Source organism: Caballeronia sp. NK8, assembly GCF_018408855.1.
Classification (GTDB): domain Bacteria; phylum Pseudomonadota; class Gammaproteobacteria; order Burkholderiales; family Burkholderiaceae; genus Caballeronia.
Genome location: NZ_AP024323.1, coordinates 79,675 through 104,382 on the forward strand (window position 1 = coordinate 79,675; position 24,708 = coordinate 104,382).

General features: G+C 64.2%; 23 protein-coding genes. 16 read left to right on the plus strand and 7 right to left on the minus strand.

Features of this window, described 5'->3' with window-relative positions; all coding sequences use genetic code 11:
* Window positions 1-163 precede the first annotated feature (163 nt).
* Both NK8_RS14985 and NK8_RS14990 read left to right on the plus strand, forming a co-directional pair.
* A complete protein-coding gene (locus tag NK8_RS14985; protein WP_213229677.1) occupies window positions 164-3,865 on the plus strand; it encodes a DUF748 domain-containing protein in 3,702 nt (1,233 codons plus the stop codon).
* A gap of 27 nt (window positions 3,866-3,892) precedes the next feature.
* On the plus strand, window positions 3,893-4,396 hold the full coding sequence (locus NK8_RS14990) for a DUF29 domain-containing protein (protein WP_213229679.1): 504 nt from the start codon (window positions 3,893-3,895) through the stop codon (window positions 4,394-4,396).
* A gap of 34 nt (window positions 4,397-4,430) precedes the next feature.
* Here the strand turns inward: NK8_RS14990 and NK8_RS14995 are convergent, their stop codons facing one another.
* A complete protein-coding gene (locus NK8_RS14995) occupies window positions 4,431-5,999 on the minus strand; it encodes a DHA2 family efflux MFS transporter permease subunit (RefSeq protein ID WP_162066948.1) in 1,569 nt (522 codons plus the stop codon).
* Between NK8_RS14995 and NK8_RS42805 the strand changes: the two genes are divergently transcribed.
* Together NK8_RS42805 and NK8_RS15005 are read left to right on the plus strand one after the other, a co-directional pair.
* Complete coding sequence (locus NK8_RS42805) at window positions 5,998-6,468, plus strand: AbrB/MazE/SpoVT family DNA-binding domain-containing protein (RefSeq protein WP_225936306.1); 471 nt, start codon at window positions 5,998-6,000, stop codon at window positions 6,466-6,468. The genes NK8_RS14995 and NK8_RS42805 overlap by 2 nt on opposite strands.
* Window positions 6,465-6,803 (plus strand): type II toxin-antitoxin system PemK/MazF family toxin, encoded by a 339-nt coding sequence (locus tag NK8_RS15005; protein WP_162066950.1) that lies wholly within the window; start codon window positions 6,465-6,467, stop codon window positions 6,801-6,803. Before NK8_RS42805 ends, NK8_RS15005 begins: the two co-directional genes overlap by 4 nt.
* Window positions 6,804-6,847: 44 nt before the next feature.
* Here NK8_RS15005 and NK8_RS15010 read toward each other — a convergent pair whose 3' ends face one another.
* Together NK8_RS15010 and NK8_RS15015 are read right to left on the minus strand one after the other, a co-directional pair.
* Entirely contained in the window at window positions 6,848-7,630 is a 783-nt protein-coding gene (locus NK8_RS15010; protein WP_061175255.1) for an ABC transporter substrate-binding protein, read from the minus strand.
* A gap of 23 nt (window positions 7,631-7,653) precedes the next feature.
* Window positions 7,654-8,808, minus strand: coding sequence for a methionine aminotransferase (locus NK8_RS15015; RefSeq protein WP_213229681.1), 1,155 nt, complete (start codon window positions 8,806-8,808; stop codon window positions 7,654-7,656).
* A gap of 128 nt (window positions 8,809-8,936) precedes the next feature.
* Between NK8_RS15015 and NK8_RS15020 the strand changes: the two genes are divergently transcribed.
* The gene (locus NK8_RS15020) at window positions 8,937-9,863 is read left to right on the plus strand and encodes a LysR substrate-binding domain-containing protein (RefSeq protein WP_213229683.1); all 927 of its coding nucleotides are present in this window, start codon (window positions 8,937-8,939) and stop codon (window positions 9,861-9,863) included.
* Window positions 9,864-9,870: 7 nt separating this feature from the next.
* Here the strand turns inward: NK8_RS15020 and NK8_RS15025 are convergent, their stop codons facing one another.
* Entirely contained in the window at window positions 9,871-11,025 is a 1,155-nt protein-coding gene (locus NK8_RS15025; protein ID WP_213229685.1) for a branched-chain amino acid ABC transporter substrate-binding protein, read from the minus strand.
* Between the two features lie 368 nt (window positions 11,026-11,393).
* On the opposite strand from NK8_RS15025, the gene NK8_RS15030 reads away from it, so the two are divergent.
* From NK8_RS15030 to NK8_RS15040, 3 genes are all read left to right on the plus strand, one after another.
* On the plus strand, window positions 11,394-11,822 hold the full coding sequence (locus tag NK8_RS15030) for a MarR family winged helix-turn-helix transcriptional regulator (protein WP_162066954.1): 429 nt from the start codon (window positions 11,394-11,396) through the stop codon (window positions 11,820-11,822).
* A gap of 77 nt (window positions 11,823-11,899) precedes the next feature.
* Window positions 11,900-12,607 (plus strand): SDR family oxidoreductase, encoded by a 708-nt coding sequence (locus tag NK8_RS15035; RefSeq protein ID WP_061175178.1) that lies wholly within the window; start codon window positions 11,900-11,902, stop codon window positions 12,605-12,607.
* Between the two features lie 15 nt (window positions 12,608-12,622).
* Entirely contained in the window at window positions 12,623-13,816 is a 1,194-nt protein-coding gene (locus NK8_RS15040) for a thiolase family protein (RefSeq protein WP_213229687.1), read from the plus strand.
* Between the two features lie 9 nt (window positions 13,817-13,825).
* On the opposite strand, the gene NK8_RS15045 is transcribed toward NK8_RS15040, so the two are convergent.
* Entirely contained in the window at window positions 13,826-14,242 is a 417-nt protein-coding gene (locus NK8_RS15045) for a YciI family protein (protein WP_061175180.1), read from the minus strand.
* Window positions 14,243-14,437: 195 nt separating this feature from the next.
* Here NK8_RS15045 and NK8_RS15050 point away from each other — a divergent pair, with 195 nt between their 5' ends.
* From NK8_RS15050 to NK8_RS15075, 6 genes are read left to right on the plus strand one after another with little or no spacing between them, the layout of a single operon-like run.
* Entirely contained in the window at window positions 14,438-15,457 is a 1,020-nt protein-coding gene (locus NK8_RS15050; protein WP_213229689.1) for a LacI family DNA-binding transcriptional regulator, read from the plus strand.
* Between the two features lie 2 nt (window positions 15,458-15,459).
* Window positions 15,460-16,947 carry a sugar ABC transporter ATP-binding protein gene (locus NK8_RS15055; RefSeq protein WP_162066957.1) on the plus strand — a complete coding sequence of 496 codons (1,488 nt, stop codon included), beginning with the start codon at window positions 15,460-15,462 and terminating at the stop codon, window positions 16,945-16,947.
* Window positions 16,928-17,944, plus strand: a complete 1,017-nt coding sequence (locus NK8_RS15060) for an ABC transporter permease (RefSeq protein ID WP_213229691.1) — start codon at window positions 16,928-16,930, stop codon at window positions 17,942-17,944. Before NK8_RS15055 ends, NK8_RS15060 begins: the two co-directional genes overlap by 20 nt.
* Before the next feature lie 25 nt (window positions 17,945-17,969).
* Window positions 17,970-18,935, plus strand: a complete 966-nt coding sequence (locus NK8_RS15065; protein WP_061175184.1) for a substrate-binding domain-containing protein — start codon at window positions 17,970-17,972, stop codon at window positions 18,933-18,935.
* A gap of 46 nt (window positions 18,936-18,981) precedes the next feature.
* The gene (locus NK8_RS15070) at window positions 18,982-20,055 is read left to right on the plus strand and encodes a sugar phosphate isomerase/epimerase (RefSeq protein ID WP_213229694.1); all 1,074 of its coding nucleotides are present in this window, start codon (window positions 18,982-18,984) and stop codon (window positions 20,053-20,055) included.
* Window positions 20,052-21,173, plus strand: coding sequence for a Gfo/Idh/MocA family protein (locus NK8_RS15075; RefSeq protein ID WP_213229696.1), 1,122 nt, complete (start codon window positions 20,052-20,054; stop codon window positions 21,171-21,173). Before NK8_RS15070 ends, NK8_RS15075 begins: the two co-directional genes overlap by 4 nt.
* Before the next feature lie 13 nt (window positions 21,174-21,186).
* Here NK8_RS15075 and NK8_RS15080 read toward each other — a convergent pair whose 3' ends face one another.
* Both NK8_RS15080 and gndA read right to left on the minus strand, forming a co-directional pair.
* Window positions 21,187-21,531: a DUF1493 family protein gene (locus tag NK8_RS15080; protein WP_213229698.1), complete on the minus strand. Its 345-nt coding sequence runs from the start codon at window positions 21,529-21,531 to the stop codon at window positions 21,187-21,189.
* Between the two features lie 174 nt (window positions 21,532-21,705).
* Complete coding sequence (gene gndA / locus NK8_RS15085; RefSeq protein WP_213229700.1) at window positions 21,706-23,112, minus strand: NADP-dependent phosphogluconate dehydrogenase; 1,407 nt, start codon at window positions 23,110-23,112, stop codon at window positions 21,706-21,708.
* A 283-nt stretch (window positions 23,113-23,395) separates the two neighbouring features.
* Between gndA and NK8_RS15090 the strand changes: the two genes are divergently transcribed.
* Both NK8_RS15090 and panE read left to right on the plus strand, forming a co-directional pair.
* Entirely contained in the window at window positions 23,396-23,737 is a 342-nt protein-coding gene (locus tag NK8_RS15090) for a hypothetical protein (RefSeq protein WP_213229702.1), read from the plus strand.
* Window positions 23,738-23,766: 29 nt separating this feature from the next.
* On the plus strand, window positions 23,767-24,705 hold the full coding sequence (panE, locus tag NK8_RS15095) for a 2-dehydropantoate 2-reductase (protein WP_213229704.1): 939 nt from the start codon (window positions 23,767-23,769) through the stop codon (window positions 24,703-24,705).
* The last annotated feature ends 3 nt before the right edge of the window (window positions 24,706-24,708 follow it).

The following is a 24,708-nucleotide window of genomic DNA, read 5'->3' on the forward strand; positions in this document are numbered from 1 at the left end:
GAACGAACCCATGAAGGCCGCGATTTTTTCGCGGCCTTCATGCGTTTGATACTCAGTTTGGGCAACGTTTGCGCACCGCGTCGTCGTATACTCGAGCTTCATCTTTCCCGGGACGGCGAAGCTCGGGCGGCGCTCATACGGGCGGCTCGTCGCCGCGCATCGAATGTCAAGCATCACCAGGTCTTCTCTTGCCTCCGCCGGTCAAACCCTGCGCTCGGTCGTGCACGCGCGGCGCACGCGGCGCATCTTCATCGGCTTGCTGATCGCGATACTCGTGATCGGCGCGCTGGGATTCTTCGTCGCGCCGCCGGTCATTCGGCATATCGCCGAGCAGCAACTCGCGAAGCAGCTCGATCGCCCGGTCAGCATCCGGCGCATCTCGCTCAATCCCTATACGCTCGATTTCGAAGCCGATGGCGTGCGTATCGGCGAAGCGAGCGCGAATCTCGCGAAAGCGCCGGGCGCATCCGCCGATTTCGTCGATGTGTCGCGGCTCGTCGTGCGCACCTCGTGGGCGTCGGTTTTCAGGCTCGCGCCGGTCGTCAACGAACTGAAGATCGATTCACCGCGCATCAGTGTCGTGCGTTTCGACGGCGAGCAGTTCAATTTCTCGGATCTGATCGCGAAGTTCGCGAAGCCCGCGTCGCCGCCGTCGGACAAGCCCGCGCGCTTCTCGGTGTCGAACATCCGCATCGAGAACGGCCAGATCACCTTCGATGACAGGTTTCTGAAGGCGAAGCATGTGATCGACCGCTTCGCGCTCGGCATTCCGTTCATCGCAACGCTGCCGTCCGCCACCGATATTTTCGTGACGCCGCTGTTGCAGGCGCGCATCGACGGCTCGCCGCTCGTCGTGAAGGGCCGCACGAAGCCGTTTTCGGAGTCGCGCGAATCGGAAATCGCCCTGTCGCTCGACGGCCTCGACGTGCCGCAGATCGCGTCCTACGCGCCGGCATCGGTGCCCGTCGCGGTCAGGAGCGGCAAGCTCTCGACCGACCTGAACGTGCGCTTCGCGATTTCGGGCGAGACGCCGACGATCCGCATCGACGGCACCGCCGATCTCGCCGATCTCGCCGTCACCGACAAGGCGAACGCACCGCTCGTCGCGGCCCGCGCGCTGCACGTGAAGATCGCGAACGCCGAGCCGCTGCGCGACATCTATCACCTCGACGAAGTGACGCTGTCGAACCCGGACGTGCATCTCGCCCGCGATTCGGCCGGGCAACTGAACGTGCAGAAGCTGGCTGGCCCCGTGCCCAAGCCGGAAGAGAAGAAGCCCGCCGCGGACGAAGCGAAAAAGGAAGCGCCGCCGCTCGACCTGACGATCCGGCGTCTCGCGATCAACGACGGCACGATCGCCCTCGACGATCAGTTGCTGAAGTCGCGCGTGCAGGGCGCGCTGACGGGCCTCGCCGTGACGCTCGACGATTTCTCGACGCTCGCGAAGACGCCCGCGAAATACACGCTCAAGACCGCGTTCGACCACGGCGGCGCGCTCGATGCGTCGGGCAGCGTGTCGCTCGCCGGAAAGACGGCGGACGCGAAACTGGCGCTGAAGGCGTTCGCGCTGCCGCCGCTGCAACCCTATTTCGCGAACCTGCTGGCCGCGCGCGTGACGAGCGGCACGCTTGGCGCGAACCTGCCGGTGTCCGTCGACTGGAGTAAGCCGGATGGCGGCGTGCAGGTCGGCGCCGGCGACGTGAAGCTCGATGCGCTCGCGCTCGCGCCCAATGCGGGCGGCGCGCCGATTAAACTGGCCTCGGCGGTGGCGAAGATCGGCAAGGTCGATGTCTCCGCGCGCAACGCGGCGCTCGACAGCGTGCAACTGAGCGGCCTCGCGCTTGACGCGACGCGCCGCAAGGACGGCAGCATCGATCTCGCCGCGCTCGCGGGCCCGCACGAAGCCGCGCCCGAGCAGACGGCCACGCGCAAGATCCAGAAGGCGCAGGCGGCGGGACCGGCGTGGCGCTATCAGATCGGCGAGATTTCGCTTGCGGATGCATCGGCGAATGTCGTCGATGAAACCACGGCGCGGCCCGTCAAGCTGCGCGTCGCGCCGCTCGCGGTGAACGTGAAGCAGTTCAGCGACGATTTGACGAAGCAGCTCGCCGTCGATGGCAAGCTCACGCTGAATGGCAAAGGCGCGCTCGCGCTCGGCGGCAATGTCACGGTGAGTCCGCTCAAACTCGCGCTGCACGTGAAGGGCGATCAGGTCGATGCGGCCGCGTTTGAACCGTATTTCGGCGACAAGCTCAACATCGACGTGACGAGCGCGTATCTGAACGCGAACGGCGATGTTGCGATGTCCGGCAGCGGCAAGACTCTCGCGGCGTCATACAAGGGCGATGTCTCGCTCACGGATGTACGCATGCTCGACAAGGCGACGTCCGACCGCTTCGCCGGCTGGAAGCTGCTCGGCCTCACCAATGCAAAGGTGAACTACAGCGAACGCGGCACCGATGTCGACGCGGCGCGCGTGACCTTCGCGAACTTCTACGGCCGCGTGCTGCTCGATGCGCAGGGCAGGCTGAACCTGAAGAGCGTGGTGGCGAGCGAGGGCGGCCCGCAATCGGTGACGCGCGACCGCGCGAAGGAAGAGGGGGCGTCCGCGCCGGCGGCGGCGAGCGCGCCCGTGACGGTGCCGGTGAAGACCGCGGCGCAGTCCGGGCCGCCGGTCAACATGCGCTTCGGCCAGCTTGTGCTGCAGGACGGCCGCGTGACCTACACCGACAACTTCATCAAGCCGAACTACACGGCGAATCTGGTCGCGATCAACGGCACGATCGGCGCGTTCGGCACGCATTCGACGACCCCCGCGCCCGTCGACGTATCCGCGAAACTCGCGGCGAATGGGCCGGTGTCGATCAAGGGGCAGGTCAATCCGCTGATCGAGAAGCCCGCGCTCGATCTGACGGCGAGCGCGCACGGCGTCGAGCTGACGAACCTCACGCCGTATTCGACGAAGTACGCAGGCTATCCGATCACCAAGGGCAAGCTCAATGTCGATCTGCACTACATGCTCGCCGACAACAAGCTCACTGCGAACAATCATCTGTTCATCGATCAGCTGACGTTCGGCGACCACATCGACAATCCGACGGCGACCAAGCTGCCGGTGCGGCTCGCGGTGTCGCTGCTGAAGAACTCGCGCGGCGAGATCGACGTGAACATTCCGATTTCCGGGTCGCTGGACAATCCGGAGTTTTCGATCGGCGGCCTCGTGTGGCAGGCGATCGTCAATCTCGTGCAGAAGGCGGTGACCGCGCCGTTCACGCTGCTTGCGCACGCGTTCGGCGGCGGCAGCGGCGAGGATCTGAACTACATCGAGTTCGATGCGGGCTCGGCCACGTTGAACGATGCGGCGCAGAAGAAGCTCGATACGATAGCGAAGGCGCTGGTGGACAAGCCGTCGGTGCGGATGGACGTGACGGGCCGCGTCGATCCGAAGACGGACGAGCCGGCGTTGCGCGCCGCGTGGGTCGACAGCCAGGTGAAGCGCGCGAAGGTGCGCGACATGGCGAGCAATGGCGAGAATGTGGACTGGAACGCGATCAGGATATCGGACGCCGATTACGACAAGTACCTGACGAAGGTGTACAAGTCGGCGGACTTCAAGAAGCCGACCAACTTCATCGGCATGACCAAGAGCGTGCCCGACGACGACATGAAAGCGGCGCTGACGAAGAACGCGCCGGTGGATGATGGATCGTTGCGCGATCTGGCCCAGCGTCGCGCGCAGGCGGTGCAGGAGTACTTCGACGGGAAGATCGACAGCAAGCGGATTTTTGTCGTCGCGCCGAAGATGAGCGCGGACGATATCAAGGACAAGGGAGCAGGTTCGCGCGTGGAACTCGGATTGAAGTAGAGCGCGTTGGCCAAACGGACGATCTGGATGAACAAGGAATCGAAAACTACTATCGGCGATACCGGAAATCAACACGAAAACGGGAATCAGCCGATGGGAACACCTTATGAGAAGGACGTGGTGGCGTGGGCCGAAGAACAGGCCGCGCTGCTGCGTGCAGGGAAGCTTGCGTCCATCGATATCGAGCATATCGCAGAGGAAATCGAGGACGTGGCGAAAACGGAATCACGCGAGTTGCGAAGCAGGTTGGGCGTGCTGCTGGCGCATCTGCTGAAATGGAAGTTTCAGCCGGAACGCAGAAGCAGAAGCTGGACGAGCACGATCCGCGTGCAGCGAAGAGAGGCGCTGTTTGTGTTGAGCGAAGCGCCGAGCTTGCGGCGACGCTTCGATGACGTCAAATGGCTCGATCTGGTCTGGTCGAAAGCGCGCAAACAGGCCGAGGCGGAGACGGGTATCGACTTCGATACGTTTCCGGAGGTTTGTCCCTGGTCGATGTCCTTGGTGCTCGAGGAGGGGTTTTTGCCTGAATAGCAGTCAACGCGCGAGCCTCGCAGCTCGCGCATCCTCAATGCGCCCCCGACGCCGCCCCGCCACCGCCTCCCTTCGCCACCTTCGTCACCCAGATCAGCGGAATGATCAGAATGAAGATCACCGCCGAGATCAGAAAGATATCGTTGAGCCCCATCATCGCGGCTTGCGAGTTGACGGTGAAGTTGAACATGCCGCGCGCCTGCGCCTCGCTCACATCGAGCGTCGATCGCGACAGCCCGAGCGACTGTAGAAACGCCGGGTTATAGATATTCGCCTGCTCGGTGAGCCGCTCGTGATGCAGCGCGATGCGGTTATCCCACGCGTTGCCCGCGAGCGACGTGCCCACCGCGCCGCAAAACACCCGCGCGAAATTCGACAGCCCCGCCGCCGCCGGAATCTTCGATGGCGGCAGGCCCGACAGCACGATCGCCGTGAGCGGCACGAAGAACATCGCCATCGGGATGCCTTGCAGAAGCGTCGGCAGCACCAGATGCCAGGTGTCGATCTCGATCACGTATTTCGAGCGCAGCCAGAACACGAACGCGAAGCCGACGAACGCCATCGTCGCGATGATGCGCGCGTCGCTGCGCGGCAGCACCTTGCCCATCACCGGCGCGAGGATCACGGCGAAGATGCCGAGCGGCGCGGTGACGAGCCCGGCGTCGATCGAGCGATAGTTCAGATACTGCTGCATCCATTGCGGCAGCAGCACGAGATTGCCGAAGAACACGCCGTACGCGATTGATATCGCGACGGTGCCGCCGAAGAAATTACGCCCTGCGAACAGCCGCAGATCGACGACCGGATTCGGGTCCGTCAACTCCCACACGACGAAGAACGCAAACGCGATGACCGCGACGATCGCCAGCACGACGATCAGCGGCGACGAGAACCAGTCGAGGTCGCGCCCCTTGTCGAGCATGATCTGCAGCGACGCGACCCACGAGACGAGCAGCAGCAGGCCGATCACGTCGATGGGCGCCTTGCGCGTCGGCGACTCGCGGTTGCGGTAGATGATCCACGTCACGCCGGCCGCGAAGATGCCCACCGGGATGTTGATGTAGAAGATCCACGACCACGAATAGCTGTCGGTGATCCAGCCGCCGAGCGCGGGACCGGCGATCGGACCGACGGTCGCGGTCATCGCCCAGAGCGAGAGCGCCATCGACGACTTTTCTTTCGGATACGAGCCGAGCAGGATCGCCTGCGACAGCGGAATCAGCGGTCCGGCGACCGCGCCCTGCAACACGCGCGCGAACAGCAGCACCGGCAGATTCGGCGCGAGCCCGCACAGCCACGACGACAGCACGAACATCAGGATCGCGCCGACGAAAAGGTGCACTTGCCCGAGCCGCTGCGTGAGCCAGCCGGTCAGCGGAATGGACACCGCGTTCGACGCGGCGAACACGGTGATGACCCACGTACCCTCGTTGACGGACACGCCGAGATTGCCGGAGATGGTCGGAATCGCGACATTGGCGATCGACGAATCCAGCACGTTCATGAAAGTCGCGAGCGCCACCGCGAAGGTGGCAAGGACGAGCTGACCGCCCGCGAGCGGCGGGGGCGGTGCGGGCGCGGTGGACGGCGGCGGTGTGCTCATGCGGCTCGTGGTCGGTCGGGTCAACCGCAAGTGTGCCTGCGCTCAAAAAAAGCTGCTTGGCCGAACGGCAGATGCCCAACCAATCAACCGCGCCAAAGCTCGTATATACGCGTTGACACGTCTCGAATCGTGCAGATATTATCGAAGTATCAACGAGTATCAACGTATTTTTGAGGGCGTCATGCCGAAGCAGATCCTAAAACGTTGGGGCAATAGCCTTGCCGTGCGCATTCCTGCCAACATTGCCAGTGAACTTTCTTTAGAGGAGGGCCAGGAAGTGCATGTTGAAGTCGAGGATGGGCACGTTACGATGCGGCCGCATCGGGCGATCCGGCGTTTTTCGCGCGAACGTCTGATTCAGCAATTTCGCGAGGGCAAGCTCGAGCGGCATGAAGAGATCGATTTCGGCGATCCCGTCGGCGATGAGTGGGGTGGGCCGGACGATCCGACGCGCGAGGGCTTCGAATGAGAGACGGAATTCCTGATGCGGGCGACGTGGTGAGATTGCACGTCGGTCCGTCGAGAGGCAATGAGCAGGACGGATATCGCGCGGTGCTCGTGATCTCCGATATCGTGATGAACGACATTACGGGCCGCTTCACGGGACTTCCGATCACGTCGAAGATTCGCGGCTGGGAAACCGAGGTGCCGATCACGAGTCTCAAGCGTCCGGGCGTCGCACTCGTAGACCAGCTTCGCAGTTGGAGCCATGTCCACAGAGAGCTTGCGTTCCGTGGCGAAACCGTGACGAAGGAGGAGCTCGACGCGGCGAAATACGCGATTCGCGCCTTTCTGCAACTTTGAGCCCGGGTGCGCGGCGGGGTCGCCGCCGCGCACCGTGCCTTATCTCACTTCGCCGAAATATCGATATTCCCCAGATACTTCTTCGCGTACTTGTCAATCGTCCCGTCCGCCCGGACCTTCTCGATTGCCGCATTGAGCTTCGTCTTCAGCGCATCGTCGCCCTTGCGCACGCCATAGGCGATGCCGCTGCCGAGGATCTTGTCGTCGCGCACCGGCGCGCCGACGAACGCGTAGCCTTCGCCATCCGGCTTCGACAGGAAACCGCTCTGTCCCGCCGGCGCGAGCACGAGCGTCCCATCGAGACGCCCGGACTTCAGATCCGCGTACACCTGGTTCTGATCCTGATACGGCACGACCTTCACGCCTTCGTTTTCCCAGTGCGCCTTCGCGAAGGTTTCCTGAATCGAGCCCTGCAACACGCCCACGCTCTTGCCCTTCAGCGACGCCGAAGTCGGTTCCAGGCCGCTGCCCTTCTTCGCGATGAGCTGGGTCGGCACGCGATACACGACCGTCGTGAAATCGATCGCCTGACGGCGTTGCTCGGTGGCATTCATCGCGGAGTTGATCGCGTCGAACTTGCGGCCCTGCAGCGCGGGGATCAGGCCGTCGAACGACGTCTCGACCCACTTGCACTGCATCTTCGCGGCGGCGCACACCGCGTTGCCGACATCGATGTCGAGCCCTTGCAGCTCGCCCGTCGACGATTTGGATTCGAACGGCGGATATTGCGCTTCCAGTCCGAAGCGCAGCGTATCGGCGGCAAGCGCCGCACCGCTCGCGAAGGTGCACGCGACAAATAATGCGCTGGCGATGTGGTTCAGTTTCATCGTGTTGGTCTCCAGAAAAATCGTCAGATCGAGCAAAGGCGGCGCGCGCCTTCGATGAGCGTGTCATCGTCCTTCGCGAAGGAAAGACGGATCAGGCGGTTGTCGGTGCCGTCGGTGTAGAACGCCGACAGCGGAATCGTCGCGACGCGCGCCTCGCGAATCAGGCGCAGCACGAAATCGCTGTCGCTTTCGTTCGAGATCGCGTCGTAACGCGCCAGCATGAAGAAGCTGCCCGCGCTCGGCAACAGCTCGAAGCGCGAACCCTTCAGCGACTCGGCCAGCAGATCGCGCTTGTGCTGATAGAACGGCCCGAGATTCAGATAGCTCGATTCATCCGCCAGCGCCTCGGCGAACGCCATCTGCATCGGCGTGTCGGCGGAGAAGGTCATGAACTGGTGAACCTTGCGGATCTCCGACGTCAGCGCCTCGGGCGCGAGGCAGTAGCCGACCCGCCAGCCCGTCACGTGATACGACTTGCCGAAGGACGACACGATCACGCTGCGCCCGGCCAGTTCCGGATATCGCGCCATACCATGATGCAGCGCGCCGTCGAAGACGACGTGTTCGTAGACTTCATCGGACAACACGATGATCTTCGTGTAGCGCGTCAACGCCGTGAGCCGCTCGATGTCGGCGGCGGTGAAAGCGCTGCCGGTCGGATTGTGCGGCGTGTTGATGAGGATCATGCGCGTGCGGGGCGTGATCGCGGCGGCGACTTCGTCCCAGTCGATGCTGAAATCCTCCGACGACAGCTTGATCGCGACGGGCGTGGCGCCCTGAAGCTGCACGATCGGCGCGTAGCTGTCGAACGACGGCTCGAAGTAGATCACTTCGTCGCCGGGATGCACGAGCGCGCTGATCGTCGCGTACAGCCCTTCGCTCGCGCTCGCGACCACGGTGATTTCCGTGCCCGGGTCGTAGGTCGCGCCGTACAGCTTGTGCGTCTTGATGGCGATCGCCTCGCGCAGCGCGAGCACGCCGGACATCGGCGAGTATTGGTTATGTCCTGCCCGCATGGCTCGCTCGACGCCTTCGATCAGCTTCGGATCGCATGCGAAGTTTGGCGCGCCTTGCGACAGATTGAGCGCATGGTGCTCGTCGGCGAGCTGGCCGATGACAGTGAAAATAGTCGTGCCGACGTTCGGCAGCTTCGACTCGGGAATGCAGGCGCTTTGCACGGCGGTGTCTCCGGAATTGCGGTTCGACGATTGCAGGCGTCGATTCAACCGCAGCAATAAAGCGCGGACAATCGAAACTTTGTCATACTAGCCATGCTTGCAGATCATGGCTATAGGCCAAAAACCCGATGAAACCGCTGCCTTCCCTCGACGTGCTCAAAACCTTCCTGGTCGTCACCCGGACGCTGAATTTCACGCGCGCGGCCGAGGCGCTGAACGTGACGCAGGGCGCGGTCAGCCGCCAGATCGCCGGGCTGGAGGCGCATCTCGGCTATGCGCTGTTCACGCGGCAGGCGCGCGGACTTGCGCTGACGCATCACGGCGCACTGCTCGTCGCGCCCTTGCAGCAGGCGTTCGCGCATATCGACGATGCGCTCGCGAAAGGCGGCGCGCAATCGGGCATTCTGCGCGTGAAGAGTCCGACCTGTGCGATGCGCTGGGTGCTGCCGCGCGTCATCCGCCTGCAGAACGAACGGCCGGAGCTGGTGGTGGAGGTGACGGCGTCGGTGTCGCACGGCGTCGAGTTCAGTGCGGAGCAGTTCGATGCGGCGATCGTTTTCACGGGCGCGCCGTCGTTCAAGGGCGCGACCGCGCATCATCTGTTCGATGAAGTCCTGACGCCCGTCTGCGCGCCCGAATTGTGGAAGCCGAAGAAAAACGGCCCGTGGACGCCCGACGATCTCGCCGGCAAGACCTTGCTGCATCCCACCCGCGACCGCCGCGACTGGCTGCTGTGGCTCGGCGCGTACGGCTACGCGGGCCTGCCGTCGACGAAAGCGCAGCATTTCGACACGCTCGATCTGGCGATTTCCTCGGCGATGCAGGGCCTGGGCGTGACGATCGGCGATGTCGCGCTGATCGAGGAAGACCTGAGCGCGAAGCGCGTGATCGCGCCGTTCTCGCTGTGCGTGCCGAGCGGCGCGGCGTATTACCTCGTCTATCCGGAGCGGCCCGCGCCGTCGCCCGCATTGCAGCAGTTCGCGCAATGGCTGGGCGACGAAGCAGCGCGCACGCGCGCCCGGCTTCAGGCCCGCGCGCACGAGGCGCAGGCCTGACGCGCGCTCACATGCCGTGCTTGGTGACGACGGATTCCCACTGCCCGTTCTTCACCTGATACAGCGTCGACGATGCGTTCTTCAGCGCGCCGTTGCTGTCGAACGCGATCGGTCCGGTGATGCCGTCGAACTTGTTCGATTTCAGCACCGGCCGGTACACCTTCGGATCGATGGAACCGGCTTTCTGCATCGCGTTGATGGCGGCCCACGCGGCGTCGTAGCCGAACGGCGCATACGAGAGAATTGCAACGCCGAAGCGCTTCTGGAACTTGTCGCTGAATGCCTTTCCGTCGGGCAGCTTGTCGAGCGGGCTACCGTATTCCCAGGCCTGCGCGCCCTCGGCGGCATCGCCCGCGAGCTTGAGGAAATCGGCGTCCATCACGCCGCCGCCGCCCACGAACTGCGCGTTCATGCCGAGCTGCTTCATCCGCTTGACGACGGCCGCCGCCTGCCGGTCGAGGCCGCCGAAGAAAATCAGGTCGGCGTTGGTCGACTTGATGCGCGTGAGCTGCGCGCTGAAGTCCACGGTCTGATTGTCGCTGTACTCGCGCGTGACGATCGTGCCGCCTTTCGCCTTCACCGCTTTTTCGAACTCGTCGGCCTCGCCCTGACCGAAGGCCGTGCGGTCGTCGATGATCGCGATGCGCTTCGCCTTGGTCGTCGTCACCGCGTAGACGCCCGCGGTGCCGGCGTTCTGCGCATCGCTCGAAATCACCGTGAAGACGTTTTCGAGACCGCGCGTGGTGATCGTCGGGTTGGTGGCGGCCGGGTCGATCATCGGGATGCCGGCGTTGTTGTAGATCGGCGAGGCGGGCAGCGTCGTGCCCGAGTTGAAGTGCCCGACGACGACCGCCACGTTGTCATCGACGAGCTTCTGCGCCGCCTGCACGCCGATGCGCGGGTCGGCCTGATCGTCTTCCGCGTGGATCTCGAACTTGGCCGTCTTGCCGCCGATCGTGATCTTTTTCGCGTTGGCTTCGTCGAGCGCGAGTTGCACGCCGTTCTGGAGATCCTTGCCGTAGCCTGCGTTCGCGCCGGTCAGCGGCGCGGCGAAACCGACTTTCACCGTGAGATCTTCGGCGGACGCTGAAAACGGTACGGCGCCGAGCGCGGCCGTGGCGCACGCCACCAGCCATGCCAAAGGTTTGGTACGAATGCGCATGCTTTCCTCTCCTTTTTTGATTTGGCTATCGAATGGAACACGACCCGTTCTGTGTCGGCAAGACGGGCTTGCCCTCAACCGTCCAACCATCCGGCGATGAAGACAGCCGCTTCGCGCGCAGCCCGGCACAGGTGACGGACATGCGCAATGTAGGGAGCCAATTTAGACGCGTCTTGGTGTTTAGTCGCGCCTCCGATGCGGATTTCGGCATAGGCCCGATCTGCCGCTATCGCAAGCCCGACGCGGCTTTGGGCATTTTGCCGCCCGAGCGCGCGCGACGATTCCCGACCATTCCGGCCGCGCGCCTATCGGGTCGGTTGAAATTCTCCGGCTTGACAAAGTGCATATGCACTCATATTCTGCGGGACATGACTTCCAACTCTTCTCCACTCGACTGCAACTGTTTCGCGATCCGGCAGGCCGCGCGATACGTGTCGCAGCTCTACGAGCGGCATCTGACCGTGGTCGGCATCACGTCGGCGCAGTTCACGATCATCGCGGCGATCGGGCGCAGGCCGGGCGTGCAGATGGCCGAACTGTCCGACGCGATGGTCATGGATCGCACCACGCTCGTGCGCGCGCTCAAGCCCTTGCAACGCGACGGCCTCGTCGAAGCGGCGCAGGAATCCGCCGCTTCGCGCGCGATCGGACTGCGGCTCACGGCGGCGGGCAAGGAAACGCTCGTGAAGGCGTCGGCGCAATGGCGCGCGGCGCAGGCGGAATTCGAGGCGAAGTTCGGCGAGAAACGCGCGAAGGCGTTGCGCCAGTCGCTGTTCGAACTGACGACGATGGATTGAGTGGAATAGATTGGGCTCGCCGTGCGCGGGCCTTTTGTATATCGAAATTAGTGTATATGCACAGTAAGGAGCACATCATGCAGATCAAAGGAAAAGTGGTACTCGTGACCGGCGCCAATCGCGGCCTCGGCAAACAGTTCGCGAAATCACTGCTCGAAGCGGGCGCGGCCAAGGTCTACGCCGCCGCGCGCGATCCGAAGAGCGTCGACATCCCCGGCGTCGAAGCGATTCGCCTCGACGTCACCAACGCCGCCGATATCGCCGAAGCGGCCGCGACTTACACCGACGTGCAAGTAATCGTCAACAACGCGGGCGTGACGACGCGCGGTCTGCTGGTCGATCCGGCATCGACGCAAGGCATCCGCGATCTGCTCGAAATCAACACTTTCGGCCCGATCGCGCTCACGCAGGCGTTCGCGCCCGTGCTGAAGAAGAACGGCGGCGGCGCGGTGATCAATGTGCTTTCGGTGCTGAGCTGGGTGTCGTTGCCGGCGGGCGGCGCGTATCACATCTCGAAGGCGGCGGCGTGGGCGGCCACCAATGCGCTGCGCGAGGAACTGCGCGAGCAGGGCACGCTGGTCGTGGCGGCGCATCCCGGTTACATCGATACCGACATGACCGCGCAAGTCACCGCCCCCAAATCGACGCCCGAGCACGTGGTGAACGAAGTGCTCGCCGCCGTGGCGAAGAACCAGGAAGAAGTGCTCGTCGATGACACCGGCCGCGACGTCAAGCGCTCGCTGTCGACCGACACGCCGATCTATCTCACCGGCATTCCGCGATAAAGCGAGGGCATCGACATGTTTGCGCAAGACATTGTGTTGTGTCATCCGGTGCGCACGGCAATCGGTGCGTTCAACGGTTCGCTGAAGGACACGCCCGCCGTCGATCTCGGCGCGGCGGCGATCGCGGAAACGCTGCGGCGCGCGGGCGGCGCGCTGGATCCGGCGTCGATCGATTCGGTCGTGTTCGGCAACGTGATCCAGGCGGGCAATCGCATGAATCCGGCGCGCCAGGCGTCGGTCGGCGGCGGCGTGCCGGTTTCCGTGCCCGCGCTCGCCGTCAATCGCGTGTGCGGTTCGGGCGCGCAGGCCGTCGCGACGGCCGCGACCGAGATCGCAGCGGGCGTCACGAAGCTCGCCATCGCGGGCGGCATGGAGAACATGGACCGCGCGCCGTATCTGCTCGATGGCGGGCGGCGCGGCTATCGCATGGGCAATGCCCAGATCTACGACAGCATGCTGCGCGACGGCCTCGTCGATGCATTCTCGGGCGAACATTCCGGCTGGCACACGGAAGACCTCGTGACGAAGCTGGATATCACGCGTGAAGCGCAAGACCGCTGGGCCGAGCGTTCGCAGCAGTTGTTCGCGGCCGCGCAGAAGGACGGCGCGTTCGATGCGGAGATCGTCGGCATCGACGTGAAGGCGGGCCGCGAAACCGTCGCGTTCGCGCGCGACGAGCAGCCGCGTCCGGACACGACGCTCGCGACGCTTGCGAAGCTGCGCCCGGCGTTTCGTCCCGACGGCACGATCACGGCGGGCAATGCGCCGGGGCTGAACAGCGGCGCCTCCGCCATGATCGTGACGAGCCGCAGGGAAGCAGAGGCGCGCGGCATCGAAGCGTTCGTGCGGCTCGCGGCGTTCGGCGTGGCGGCGGTCGAACCCGGCATGTTCGGGCTCGGACCGGTGCCCGCCGTGCAGCAGGCATTGCAGCGCGCCGGATGGACGCTCGCCGATGTGGAGCGCTTCGAGATCAACGAAGCCTTCGCAGCGGTGCCGATCGCGGTGGCGCGCACGCTCGGCCTGCCGGAAGACATCGTCAACGTGGACGGGGGCGCGATCGCGCACGGGCATCCGATCGGAGCGACCGGCGCGGTACTCACGACGCGTCTCGCCCACGCGATGCGCCGCGACGGCGTGAAGCGCGCGATCGTCACGCTGTGCATCGGCGGCGGGCAGGGAATCGCGCTCGCGCTGGAGGCGATCGCGTAGACGTTGGCGTCAGCGCTTCGCCGCTTTCTGCATATCGTCGAATCCCGCCGCGGCCTGTTGCACGTCCGGCGGGAAATCGTCCATCTCCATCACCTGCCGCACTTCGATCATCTCCGTGTCCGATCCCGGACAGCGCTTCGCCCATTCGATCGCTTCCTCGCGCGATTTCACCTGCAGCATCCAGTAACCGCCGAGCACTTCCTTGGCCTCGGCGAACGGCCCGTCGGTCACGCGCGGCTTGCCGCCTTCGAACGTGACGCGCGCGCCCATCGACGGTGGATGCAGCCCGTCGAGCGCGAGCAGCACGCCCGCTTTCTGCAATTCCTCGTTGTATTTCATCATCGCGGCGACGGCGTCGGCGCTCGGCATCGTGCCCGGTTGCGCGCTTTCGTAACCGCGCGGAATCATCAGCATCATGAATCGCATGTGGATCGCTCCCTGAAGTTCGTGTATTGATCGAGCGTCATCAACGCGCTCACACCCTACGACGAGCAACATGACACGAGATCGACATGCCCGCCCTTAAGCGTTTGTCCCTAGTCGATTGCTGTTGCCTTCGCAGCTCGTACGATCAAATAATGTAATCCATTACATCTCGATCGCCGCAAGCGACATTGAGCGATGTCAGATTCGGTTCGTCCGCGTGAGGAAGTATCGATTGCCGACGTCGCCGAGCGCGCGGGCGTGTCGGTCGCCACGGTATCGCGCGTGCTCAACGGGCACACGAACGTTCGCGAGGCGACGCGCGAAAAAGTCCTCGAAGCGGTCGCGGCGAGCGGCTATCGCATCAACGAACTGGCGCGCAATCTGCGCACGGCCGAAAGCCGCCTGCTTCTCACCATGGTTCCCGATTTCGGCAATCCGTTCTATGCGGCGATCGTGCGCGGCATCGACAGCGTCGCGCGCCAGAACGGCTACTTCATGCTGCTGTGCGATACCGGCGCGGACCCGTTGCGCGAGCGAAGCTATTTCGATCTCCTGCGCGGACGCCGCGCGGACGGCGCGATCTGCCTCGATCCCGCCGCCGTGCAAAAGGCGCTCGCCGAAGAAGCTTCGACGCTGCCGTGGGTCGCGTGCTGCGAGTTCGATCCGGCGGCGGGCGTGCCGTATGTCGGCATCGACAATCATCTCGCGGCGGGCGATGTCGTGCGTTATCTGACCGCCAAGGGACATCGGCGCATCGCGCTCATCAACTCGGGGCAGGGTTATCTGTATGGACGCCAGCGGCTCGCGGGCTATCGCGATGCGCTGATGGACGCGGGCATCGAGCCGCGCGCGGAATGGCTGATCGAGCTCGACAGTCTCGACTACGACGCGGGCGAACGCGCGGCCGCGCAACTCGCCGCACTCGGCGATGCGCGACCGACCGCCGCCTTCGCCGTCTCCGATACGCTCGCCATCGGCGTGATGAACGGCTTTCGCGGCGCGGGCTTTGCCGTGCCGGACGATATCGCCGTCGTCGGCTTCGACGATATCGCCGTCGCCGCGCATGTCGATCCGCCGCTCACGACCGTCTCGCAGCCGATGCAACTGCTCGGCGAAACCGCCGCCGAACTGCTGCTCAAACGTCTGCGCGATCCGCGCGCGGAAGTGCCGGGCGTGCTGCTGCCGCATCGGCTGATCCAGAGAAGGAGCGCGTGACGATGAGCCTCGCCGTGCGTTTCGAAGGCATCGAAAAACAGTTCGGACCGGTGCGCGTGCTGCACGGCGTCAGCTTCGATCTCGCGCCGGGGCGCATCTACGGATTGCTCGGCGAAAACGGCGCGGGCAAGTCGACCTTGATGAAGATTCTCGCGGGCTATGAGCGCGCGAACGCGGGCGAGCTTTATGTCGATGAACGCGCGCGCAGCTTCACGAGTTCGCGCGATGCCGAGCGCGCTGGAATCGTGCTGATTCATCAGGAATTGAATCTCGCGGATCATCTGAGCATCACGCAGAACATGTTCCTCGGGCATGAGCTGAAGAAAGGCTACTTTCTCGACGAACCCGCGATGCGCGAAGCCGCGCGTGCGCGCCTGACCGAAGTCGGCCTGCACAAGAATCCGGATACGAAGGTGCGCGACCTGATCGTCGCGGAGAAGCAACTGGTCGAGATCGCGAAGGCGATGTTGCGCGACGCGCGCCTGCTGATCATGGACGAGCCGACCGCGACGCTCACGCCCTCCGAGACGCAGCGTCTGTTCGGCCTGATGGCGCGCCTGAAGGATGCGGGCACGACCATCGTCTATATCTCGCACAAGCTCGACGAAGTGGAGCGCGTCACCGACGACGTGATCGTGATGCGCGACGGCCGCTTCGTCGAGCGCGCGCCGACCAGCACGCTCACGCGCCGGCAGATGGCGAATCTGATGGTCGGCCGCGAAGTCTCCGACATGTTTCCGGACAAGCCCGCGTTGCGCGCCGACGCGCCGGTCGCATTCGAGGTCGAAGGCGCATCGGTGCCCGGCTGGGCGAACGGCATCGGCTTTGCGGTGCGCGAAGGCGAGGTGTTCGGCTTCGCGGGACTCGTCGGCGCCGGTCGCACGGAGTTGTTCGAGGCGCTCGTCGGCTTGCGGACGCTCGCCGCGGGGCGCGTCGTCATCAACGGAGAGGCGGTCAAGCTGAAGAATCCGCGCGATGCGATGAAGCACGGCCTCACTTATCTGAGCGAGGATCGCAAGGGACGCGGCCTGCATGTGGACATGGCGCTGAAAGACAATCTAACGATGATGACGCTGGAGCGTTACGCGCATCCGTTCATCGATATGCACGCCGAACGGGACGCTTTGAACAAGGCGGTGAAGGACTTCGGCATCCGCACGGGAAACCCGTCGATTCGCGCGCGCATGCTATCGGGCGGCAATCAGCAGAAGCTCGCGCTCGCGAAATTCCTGAATCCCGACCCGCGCGTGATCGTGCTCGACGAACCCACGCGCGGCGTCGACGTCGGCGCGAAACGCGACATCTATTTTCTGATTCATCGCCTCGCCGCCGAGGGCCGCGCGGTGATCGTGATTTCATCCGAACTGATCGAGCTGATCGGCTTGTGTCATCGCGTCGCGGTGATGCGCGCGGGCGAACTCGTCGCGACGCTCGGCATGGATCTTTTGACCGAAGAGAGGTTGATCGCGCATGCGACCGGCACACACTGAAGACATCGAAAGCGAGAGCCGCCTCTCCACTGTCGCGCGTTTTCTGTTTGGCGTGGGGCCGCTGATCGGGCTGGTCGCGCTGTGCATCGGCGGCACGCTGCTCAATCGCGACTTCGCCACCGTCGACAACGCGATGAACGTGCTCACGCGCACGTCGTTCATCGGCATCATCGCGGTGGGGATGACCTTCGTGATCATCTCGGGCGGCATCGATCTGTCGGTCGGTTCGATGGCCGCGCTGATCGCGGGCAGCATGATCTACATGATGAACGCGCTGATGCAGGGCTTTCATGGGCACGCGGTGCCGCCGCTCCTGATCATCGCGCTGGGCGTCGTGCTCGCGCTCGTGCTCGGCGCGCTGTTCGGCTTCGCGCATGGCGTGCTGGTGACGAAGGGGCGCATCGAGCCGTTCATCGTCACGCTCGGCACGCTGGGCATGTTTCGCGCGCTGCTCACGTGGCTCGCGGACGGCGGCGCGCTCACGCTCGACAACTCGCTCGTCGATCTGTACGGGCCGGTCTACTACGCGAGTCTCTTCGGCGTGCCGGTGCCGATCTGGATCTTCCTGATCGTTGCGGCGGGCGGCGCGCTCGTGCTCAATCGCACGGTGTACGGACGCCACGTGCAGGCGATCGGATCGAGCGAGCAGGTCGCGCGCTATGCGGCGATTCGCGTGGATCGCGTGAAGATCGTCACGTACATGCTGCTCGGGCTGTGCGTGGCCGTCGCGACGATTCTGTATGTGCCGCGCCTGGGCTCCGCCACGCCGACGACCGGGCTTCTGTGGGAGCTGGAGGCGATCGCGTCCGTCGTGGTGGGCGGGACCGCGCTCAAGGGCGGTGAAGGACGCGTGATCGGCACGGTCATCGGCGCGATTCTGCTTTCGGTCATCAACAACATCCTGAACCTGACGAGCATCATCAGCGTGTATCTGAACGCGGCGGTGCAGGGCGCCGTGATCATCCTCGTAGCGTTTTTGCAGCGTGGTCGTCGTTAAAGCTCATAAATCCGGAGACATCGTCATGAAGAAAATGCTTCGCGCGCTCGGCGCGCTCACGTTCGCGGCGAGCGCGTTCGCCGCTGCTTCGTCGTCCGCGTTCGCCGACGAAAAAGTCGTGCTCGGCGTCGCCATTCCGACCGCGGATCACGGCTTCACGGGCGGCATCGTGTGGTGGGCCAACGAGGCGAAAAAGGAGCTGGAGAAGGCGCATCCTGACCTCAAGGTCATCGTGAAGACGGCGGCCACCGCGCCCGAACAGGCGAACCAGTTGCAGGATCTCGTGACCGTCAACAAGATCAATGCGCTCGTGATCTTCCCGCAGGAATCGGCATCGCTCACGCAGCCGGTCGCGCAGGTGAAGAAGAAGGGCGTGTACGTGACGGTGGTCGATCGCGGTCTCACCGACACCAGCGCGCAGGACGCGTACGTCGCCGGCGACAACACCGCGTTCGGCAAGGTGCCCGCCGAATATCTGGCGAAGGCGCTCGACGGCAAGGGCGACGTCGTCGCGCTGCGCGGCATTCCGACGACGCTCGACAACGAACGCTGGAACGCGTTCGAAGGCGTGATGAAGCAGTATCCGGGCATCAAGATTCTCGATGCGAAATACGCCAACTGGAATCGCGACGACGCCTTCAAGGTGATGCAGGATTACCTCACGCGCTTCAAGCATATCGACGCCGTGTGGGCCGCCGACGACGACATGATGGTCGGCGTGCTGAAGGCGATCGATCAGGCCAAGCGCACCGACGTGAAGATCGTGTTCGGCGGCGCGGGCTCGAAGGAAGCGGTGAAGCGCATCATGGACGGGGACAAGCGCGTGCCGGCCGATGTCTCGTACTCGCCGAAGTTCATCTACGACGCGATCAAGCTGACCGCCGAAGCGCGCCTGAAGGGCGACAAGCTGCCGCCGACGACGATCATCCCGTCGGTGCTCATCACGAAGGACAACGCCAAGCAGTTCTATTTCCCGAACTCGCCGTTCTGATGTGCGAAGGCCGTTCATTCGGCCTTCTTTCTCCTAGAGGCGCAAGATGAAAACCATCAAAGGCCCGGCGATATTTCTCGCGCAGTTCATGGGCGATCAGCCGCCGTTCGATACGTTGGAGAACCTGGCATCGTGGGCGGCTTCGCTCGGCTATGAAGGCATCCAGGTGCCCGCCGATCCGCGTCTGATCGATCTGGAGAAGGCCGCATCGAGCGATGCCTATTGCGACGACATCCGCCGCATCGTCGACGATGCCGGCGTGTCGATCACCGAGTTGTCCACGCATCTGCAAGGCCAGTTGATCGCCGTGCATCCCGCTTATGACACCTTGTTCGATGGCTTCGCCGCGCCGCACGTGCGCGGCGATCCCGCGGCGCGCACGCAATGGGCGATTTCGCAACTGAAGCTCGCGGCGGCTGCGTCGAAGCGGCTGGCCTTAAGCGCGCACGTGACGTTTTCGGGTGCGCTCGCGTGGCCGTATGTGTATCCGTGGCCACAGCGTCCGGCGGGTCTCGTCGAAGCCGCGTTCGATGAACTCGCCACACGATGGCGGCCGATTCTCGACGAGTTCGATCGCGCGGGCATCGACGTGTGTTACGAGCTGCACCCCGGCGAGGATCTGCACGACGGCGTCACGTTCGAGCGTTTTCTCGCGGCCGTGGACGATCATCCGCGCGCGAACATCCTGTTCGATCCGAGTCACTTCGTGTTGCAGCAACTCGATTACCTCGCGTTCATCGATATCTATCACGCGCGCATCAAGGCGTTTCATGTGAAGGACGCGGAGTTTCGGCCGAACGGCAGACAGGGCGTGTATGGCGGCTATTCCGGCTGGGCCGATCGCGCGGGACGGTTTCGTTCGCTGGGCGATGGCCAGATCGACTTCAAGGCGATCTTCTCGAAGATGGCGCAATACGACTTTTCCGGCTGGGCCGTGCTCGAATGGGAATGCGCGTTGAAGCATCCCGAGGACGGCGCGCGCGAGGGCGCGGTGTTCATCCGCGATCACATCATCCGCGTGGCCGAGCGCGCGTTCGACGACTTCGCCGGCAGCGGCGCGAGCCGCGAGCAGATGCGCGGCGTGCTCGGGATCGGAGACAACGCGGGAGAGCGGCGATGAATCGCGTGCGATTGGGGATGGTCGGCGGCGGCGAGGGCGCGTTCATCGGCGCGGTGCATCGGATCGCGGCGCGGCTCGATGATCGTTATGAGCTTGTCGCGGGCGCGTTGTCGTCGGATGCGCGAAGGGCGGCGTCGAGCGCGGCGGCGATCGGCCTTGCGCGCAGCTACGACGATTATCGCGAGATGGCGCGCACCGAAGCGGGGCGCTCGGACGGCATCGAGGCGGTGGCCATCGTCACGCCGAATCATCTGCATGCGCCGATCGCCACCGCTTTTCTCGAAGCGGGCATCCACGTGATCTGCGACAAGCCGCTCGCCGTTTCGCTCGATGAAGGCGAAGCGCTCGCGAAGCTCGCGCGCGAGAAGGATCGCGTGTTCGCGGTGACCTATACCTACACGGGTTATCCGCTCGTGCGCCACGCGCGCGGGATGGTGCGGCGCGGCTTGCTCGGCGACATTCGCGTCGTGCAGGTCGAGTATGCGCAGGACTGGCTGTCGTTGCCGGTCGAGACGCAATCGAATCGACAGGCCCTGTGGCGCACCGATCCCGCGTTGGCAGGACCGGCGGGCTGTCTCGGCGATATCGGCACGCATGCGTATCAGCTTGCGGAGTACGTGACGGGGATGCGGCCGATGGAGTTATCGGCGGATGTGACGACGTTCGTGCCGAAACGGCGCGTGGACGATCACGTTCAGGCGATGTTCCGTTATGCGGGCGGCGCGCGCGGGATGCTGTGGGCGAGCCAGGTCGCGGCGGGCGAGGAGAACGCGCTGCGCTTGCGTGTGTATGGCACGAAGGCGGGCATCGCGTTCGATCAGCAGAAGCCGAATGAGTTGTGGTTCACGCCGATTGGGGGTGCGTCGGAGCGTCTGACGCGCGGGCGCGTGCAGAGTCCGGAAGCGCTGCACGCGACGCGCGTGCCGGCCGGCCATCCGGAAGGGTATCTGGAGGCGTTCGCGCAGGTCTATACGGATGCAGCGGCGTGCATCGCAAGCGGGACGACGCAGGGGGATGACTGGCTGACGACCGTCGAGGATGGGGTCGCCGGGTTGAGGTTCGTGGATGCGGTGTTGAGGAGCAGCGAGGGGAATGGGGAGTGGGTGGCGCTTGCCTGATGATGCGCATGCCTCAGTCGATCACCCATTTTCCTCGAATCATCGCTTCCTCCAGCATGCCTAGGGTGAGTTGCCATCCGCCTAGCGTTTCCCGAGCTTGCAGGCTGAAGGGCGATTTGAGCAGTGTCCCGAAAAATGCTGGCTTGCTTAACTTGATGAATGGGTAATAGTGGTCCAGCTCGAATCCGCTCATGTCGACGCCGAATTTCGATCCCCAATCGTCGAGCAACGCTGAAATCGCGGGCGGATTCAAGTCGAGGTCGTGATACAGATCGGTCTCGGGCGAGAGTTTGCGCTTGCCCAGCTTCACTTCGAGATATTCGATGAGCAGTTCCCAGGCTTTCGATTGGGCAATCATTTTCAATCTTCGGGCTTCTGAGCGGAACGGGTCGGGCGATAATAGTTCCGTATATCTAATTAATCAACGCTTGCGCAACAGCAGCAATCCCACACGCCATATCGCCAAAAAAAACGCGACTCCCGAAAGAGCCGCGTTTCTCACCTCAAAACTCAAAACCGAATCGTTTCGACCTCACGCCCAGTTCGCGTGAAAACTCCCCGCCTTATCCACCCGTTCGAACGTATGCGCGCCGAAGAAATCGCGCTGCGCCTGCACGAGATTCGCGGGCAGCCGCTCCGAGCGATACGCATCGAAATACGCGATCGCCGACGAGAACGCCGGCACCGGAATCCCTGCCTTCACCGCCGCGACGATGACATCGCGCAAGGCGTCCTGATACTTCGCGGCGATATCGCTGAAATACGGATCGAGCAGCAGATTCGCGAGCTGCGAATCCTTCGCATAAGCATCCGTGATCTTCTGCAGGAAGCGCGCGCGGATGATGCAGCCGGCCCGGAAGATCTTCGCGATCTCGCCATACTGCAGATCCCACTTGTACTCTTCCGACGCCGCGCGCAACTGCGCAAACCCCTGTGCATACGAGACGATCTTGCTGAGATACAACGCGCGCCGCACCGACTCGACGAACGCCGCACGATCGCCATCGAACTTCGGCGCCGGACCGCTCAAAACCTTGCTCGCCGCCACGCGCTGATCCTTCAGCGACGACAGCACGCGCGCGAACACCGCTTCGGTGATCAGCGGCAGCGGCGCGCCGAGATCGAGCGCATTCTGGCTCGTCCACTTGCCCGTGCCCTTTTGCGCGGCGCGGTCGAGAATCACATCGACGAGATCCTTGCCGGTTTCATCGTCCTTCTTCGAGAAGATCTTCGACGTGATCTCGATCAGGTAACTGTCCAGCTCGCCCTGATTCCATTCCACATAGACCTTGCCCAGTTCTTCGTTCGACAAGCCCGCGACGCGTTTCAGCACGTCATAGCTCTCGGCGATGAGCTGCATGTCGCCATACTCGATGCCGTTGTGCACCATCTTCACGAAGTGGCCCGCGCCATCCGGACCCATGTACGCGACGCACGGCTCGCCGTCCGGCGCTTTCGCGGCGATCTCGGTGAGGATCGGCGCGACCAGTTCGTAGGCTTCCTTCTGTCCGCCCGGCATGATCGACGGGCCCTTCAGCGCGCCTTCCTCGCCGCCCGACACGCCCGTGCCGATGAAATGCAGCCCGGACTTCGCGAGATCCTGATTGCGGCGGATGGTGTCGGTGAAATGCGTGTTGCCGCCGTCGATGAGAATGTCGCCCTTCTCGAGCAGCGGACGCAGCGACGCGATGGTGTCGTCGGTGCCCGCGCCGGCCTTCACCATCATCAGGATGCGGCGCGGCTTTTCGAGCGACTCGACGAACTCTTCGAGCGTGTAAGTGGGCACGAGCTTTTTGTCGGGATGTTCGGCAATCAGTTCGTCGGTTTTGGCGCGGCTGCGGTTGTAGACCGAAACGGCGTGACCGCGGCTCTCGATGTTCAAGGCCAGATTGCGGCCCATGACGGCGAGGCCCACCACGCCGATAGCTTGTTTGCTCATGCTTGATCTCCGGATAACCGAAGCCGGTGCGGCTCGTGGCGCGCGGCTTCGGGATGAAAACGTGTCGATGGGAGCGGCGCCCGCGCGTGAGAGATCGTCTCCAGGTTCGATCGGCGGCTCGACGGGCCGTGCGGCGAACCGAACGTTGCGCGAACGCGGACCGCCCCGAATTTACCACTTTGAGGCGCATCCGGCATGGGGCATGCCGCCCGCACGAGCGCTTTGCGCGCCGCCGTCTTAGAATGAACGCCCGCAACGAGCACGCCGCGAAGGCCCGCCGAAGATGCCGTCGTCGCGGCGCACGCGCCGCCATCATTACTCCGTCTATGTGGTCGAACTGTCCGGCTCGGTCTGGAACGAAGCGCGCTTTCGCCGCGCGAATCCGGATTACGTGACCGGCATGCCGTTCGTCTACGTGGGCATGACGGGCGTCGATCCGGACGTGCGCTTCGACAAGCACAAGGCGGGCATCCAGTCGAACCGCTTCGTCCGCGAATTCGGGCTGCGGCTTTTGCCGCAACTGTACGAGATGTACAACCCGATGCCCTACGACGGCGCGCGCGACATGGAAGTGGAACTGGCGATCGGCTTGCGGGAAGCGGGCTATGGCGTCTGGCAGGCGTGACGCGGTATATCTATGACAAGGAGCGAGACATGCGGATTCTGGTAGTGGGCGCGGGGGCCATCGGCGGATATTTCGGCGCGCGGTTGCTCGAAGCGGGCAGGGACGTGACCTTCCTCGTGCGCGAACGTCGCGCCGAGCGGCTGCGGCAGTGCGGCCTGAAAGTGAAAAGCCCCGAGGGCGATCTGGCGTTCGCCTGTCCGCCGATGGTGCTCGCGAAGGACATCGACGGTCCCTACGATCTCGTGCTGCTGAGCTGCAAGGCCTACGACCTGCAAGGCGCGATCGATTCCTTCGCGGCCGCCGTCGGTCCCGACACCGCGATCCTGCCGCTCCTGAACGGCATGGGCCATCTCGACGCGCTCGATGCGCGCTTCAACCCGGCGAACGTGCTCGGCGGCCAATGCGTGATCGCCGCGACGCTCGATGCCGAAGGCGAAATCCTGCATCTGAACAACCTGCATTCGATGACCATCGGCGAGCGCGCGGGCGGGCGCAGCGCGCGCATCGACGCGATCGCCGCGCAACTCGGCGGCGCGGGCTTCGACCTGAGCGTGAGCGAAGACATCCTGCAGTCGATGTGGGACAAGTGGGTCTTCCTCGCCACGCTCGCGACCGGCACCTGCCTGATGCGCGCGCCCATCGGCGATATTCTCGCGGCGCCGGGCGGCGAGGCGCTGCTGTTCCGGCTCTTCGACGAATGCTGCGGCATCGCCGGCGACAACGCGCACGCGCCGGGCGAGCCGGTCGTCACGCGCGCCCGTGCGTTCTTCTCCGAGCGCGGCTCGCTGATGACCGCGTCGATGCTGCGCGATCTGGAGAACGGCGCGCCGATCGAAGCCGATCACATCGTCGGGGATTTGCTGGCGCGGCGGCGCACGGCGATCGACGGCGTGTCGGCGCTGGCGGTGGCGTATGCGCATCTGAAAGCCTACGAGGCGCGCCGGGCGCGCTCGGCCGCGTCGCGCTGAGCG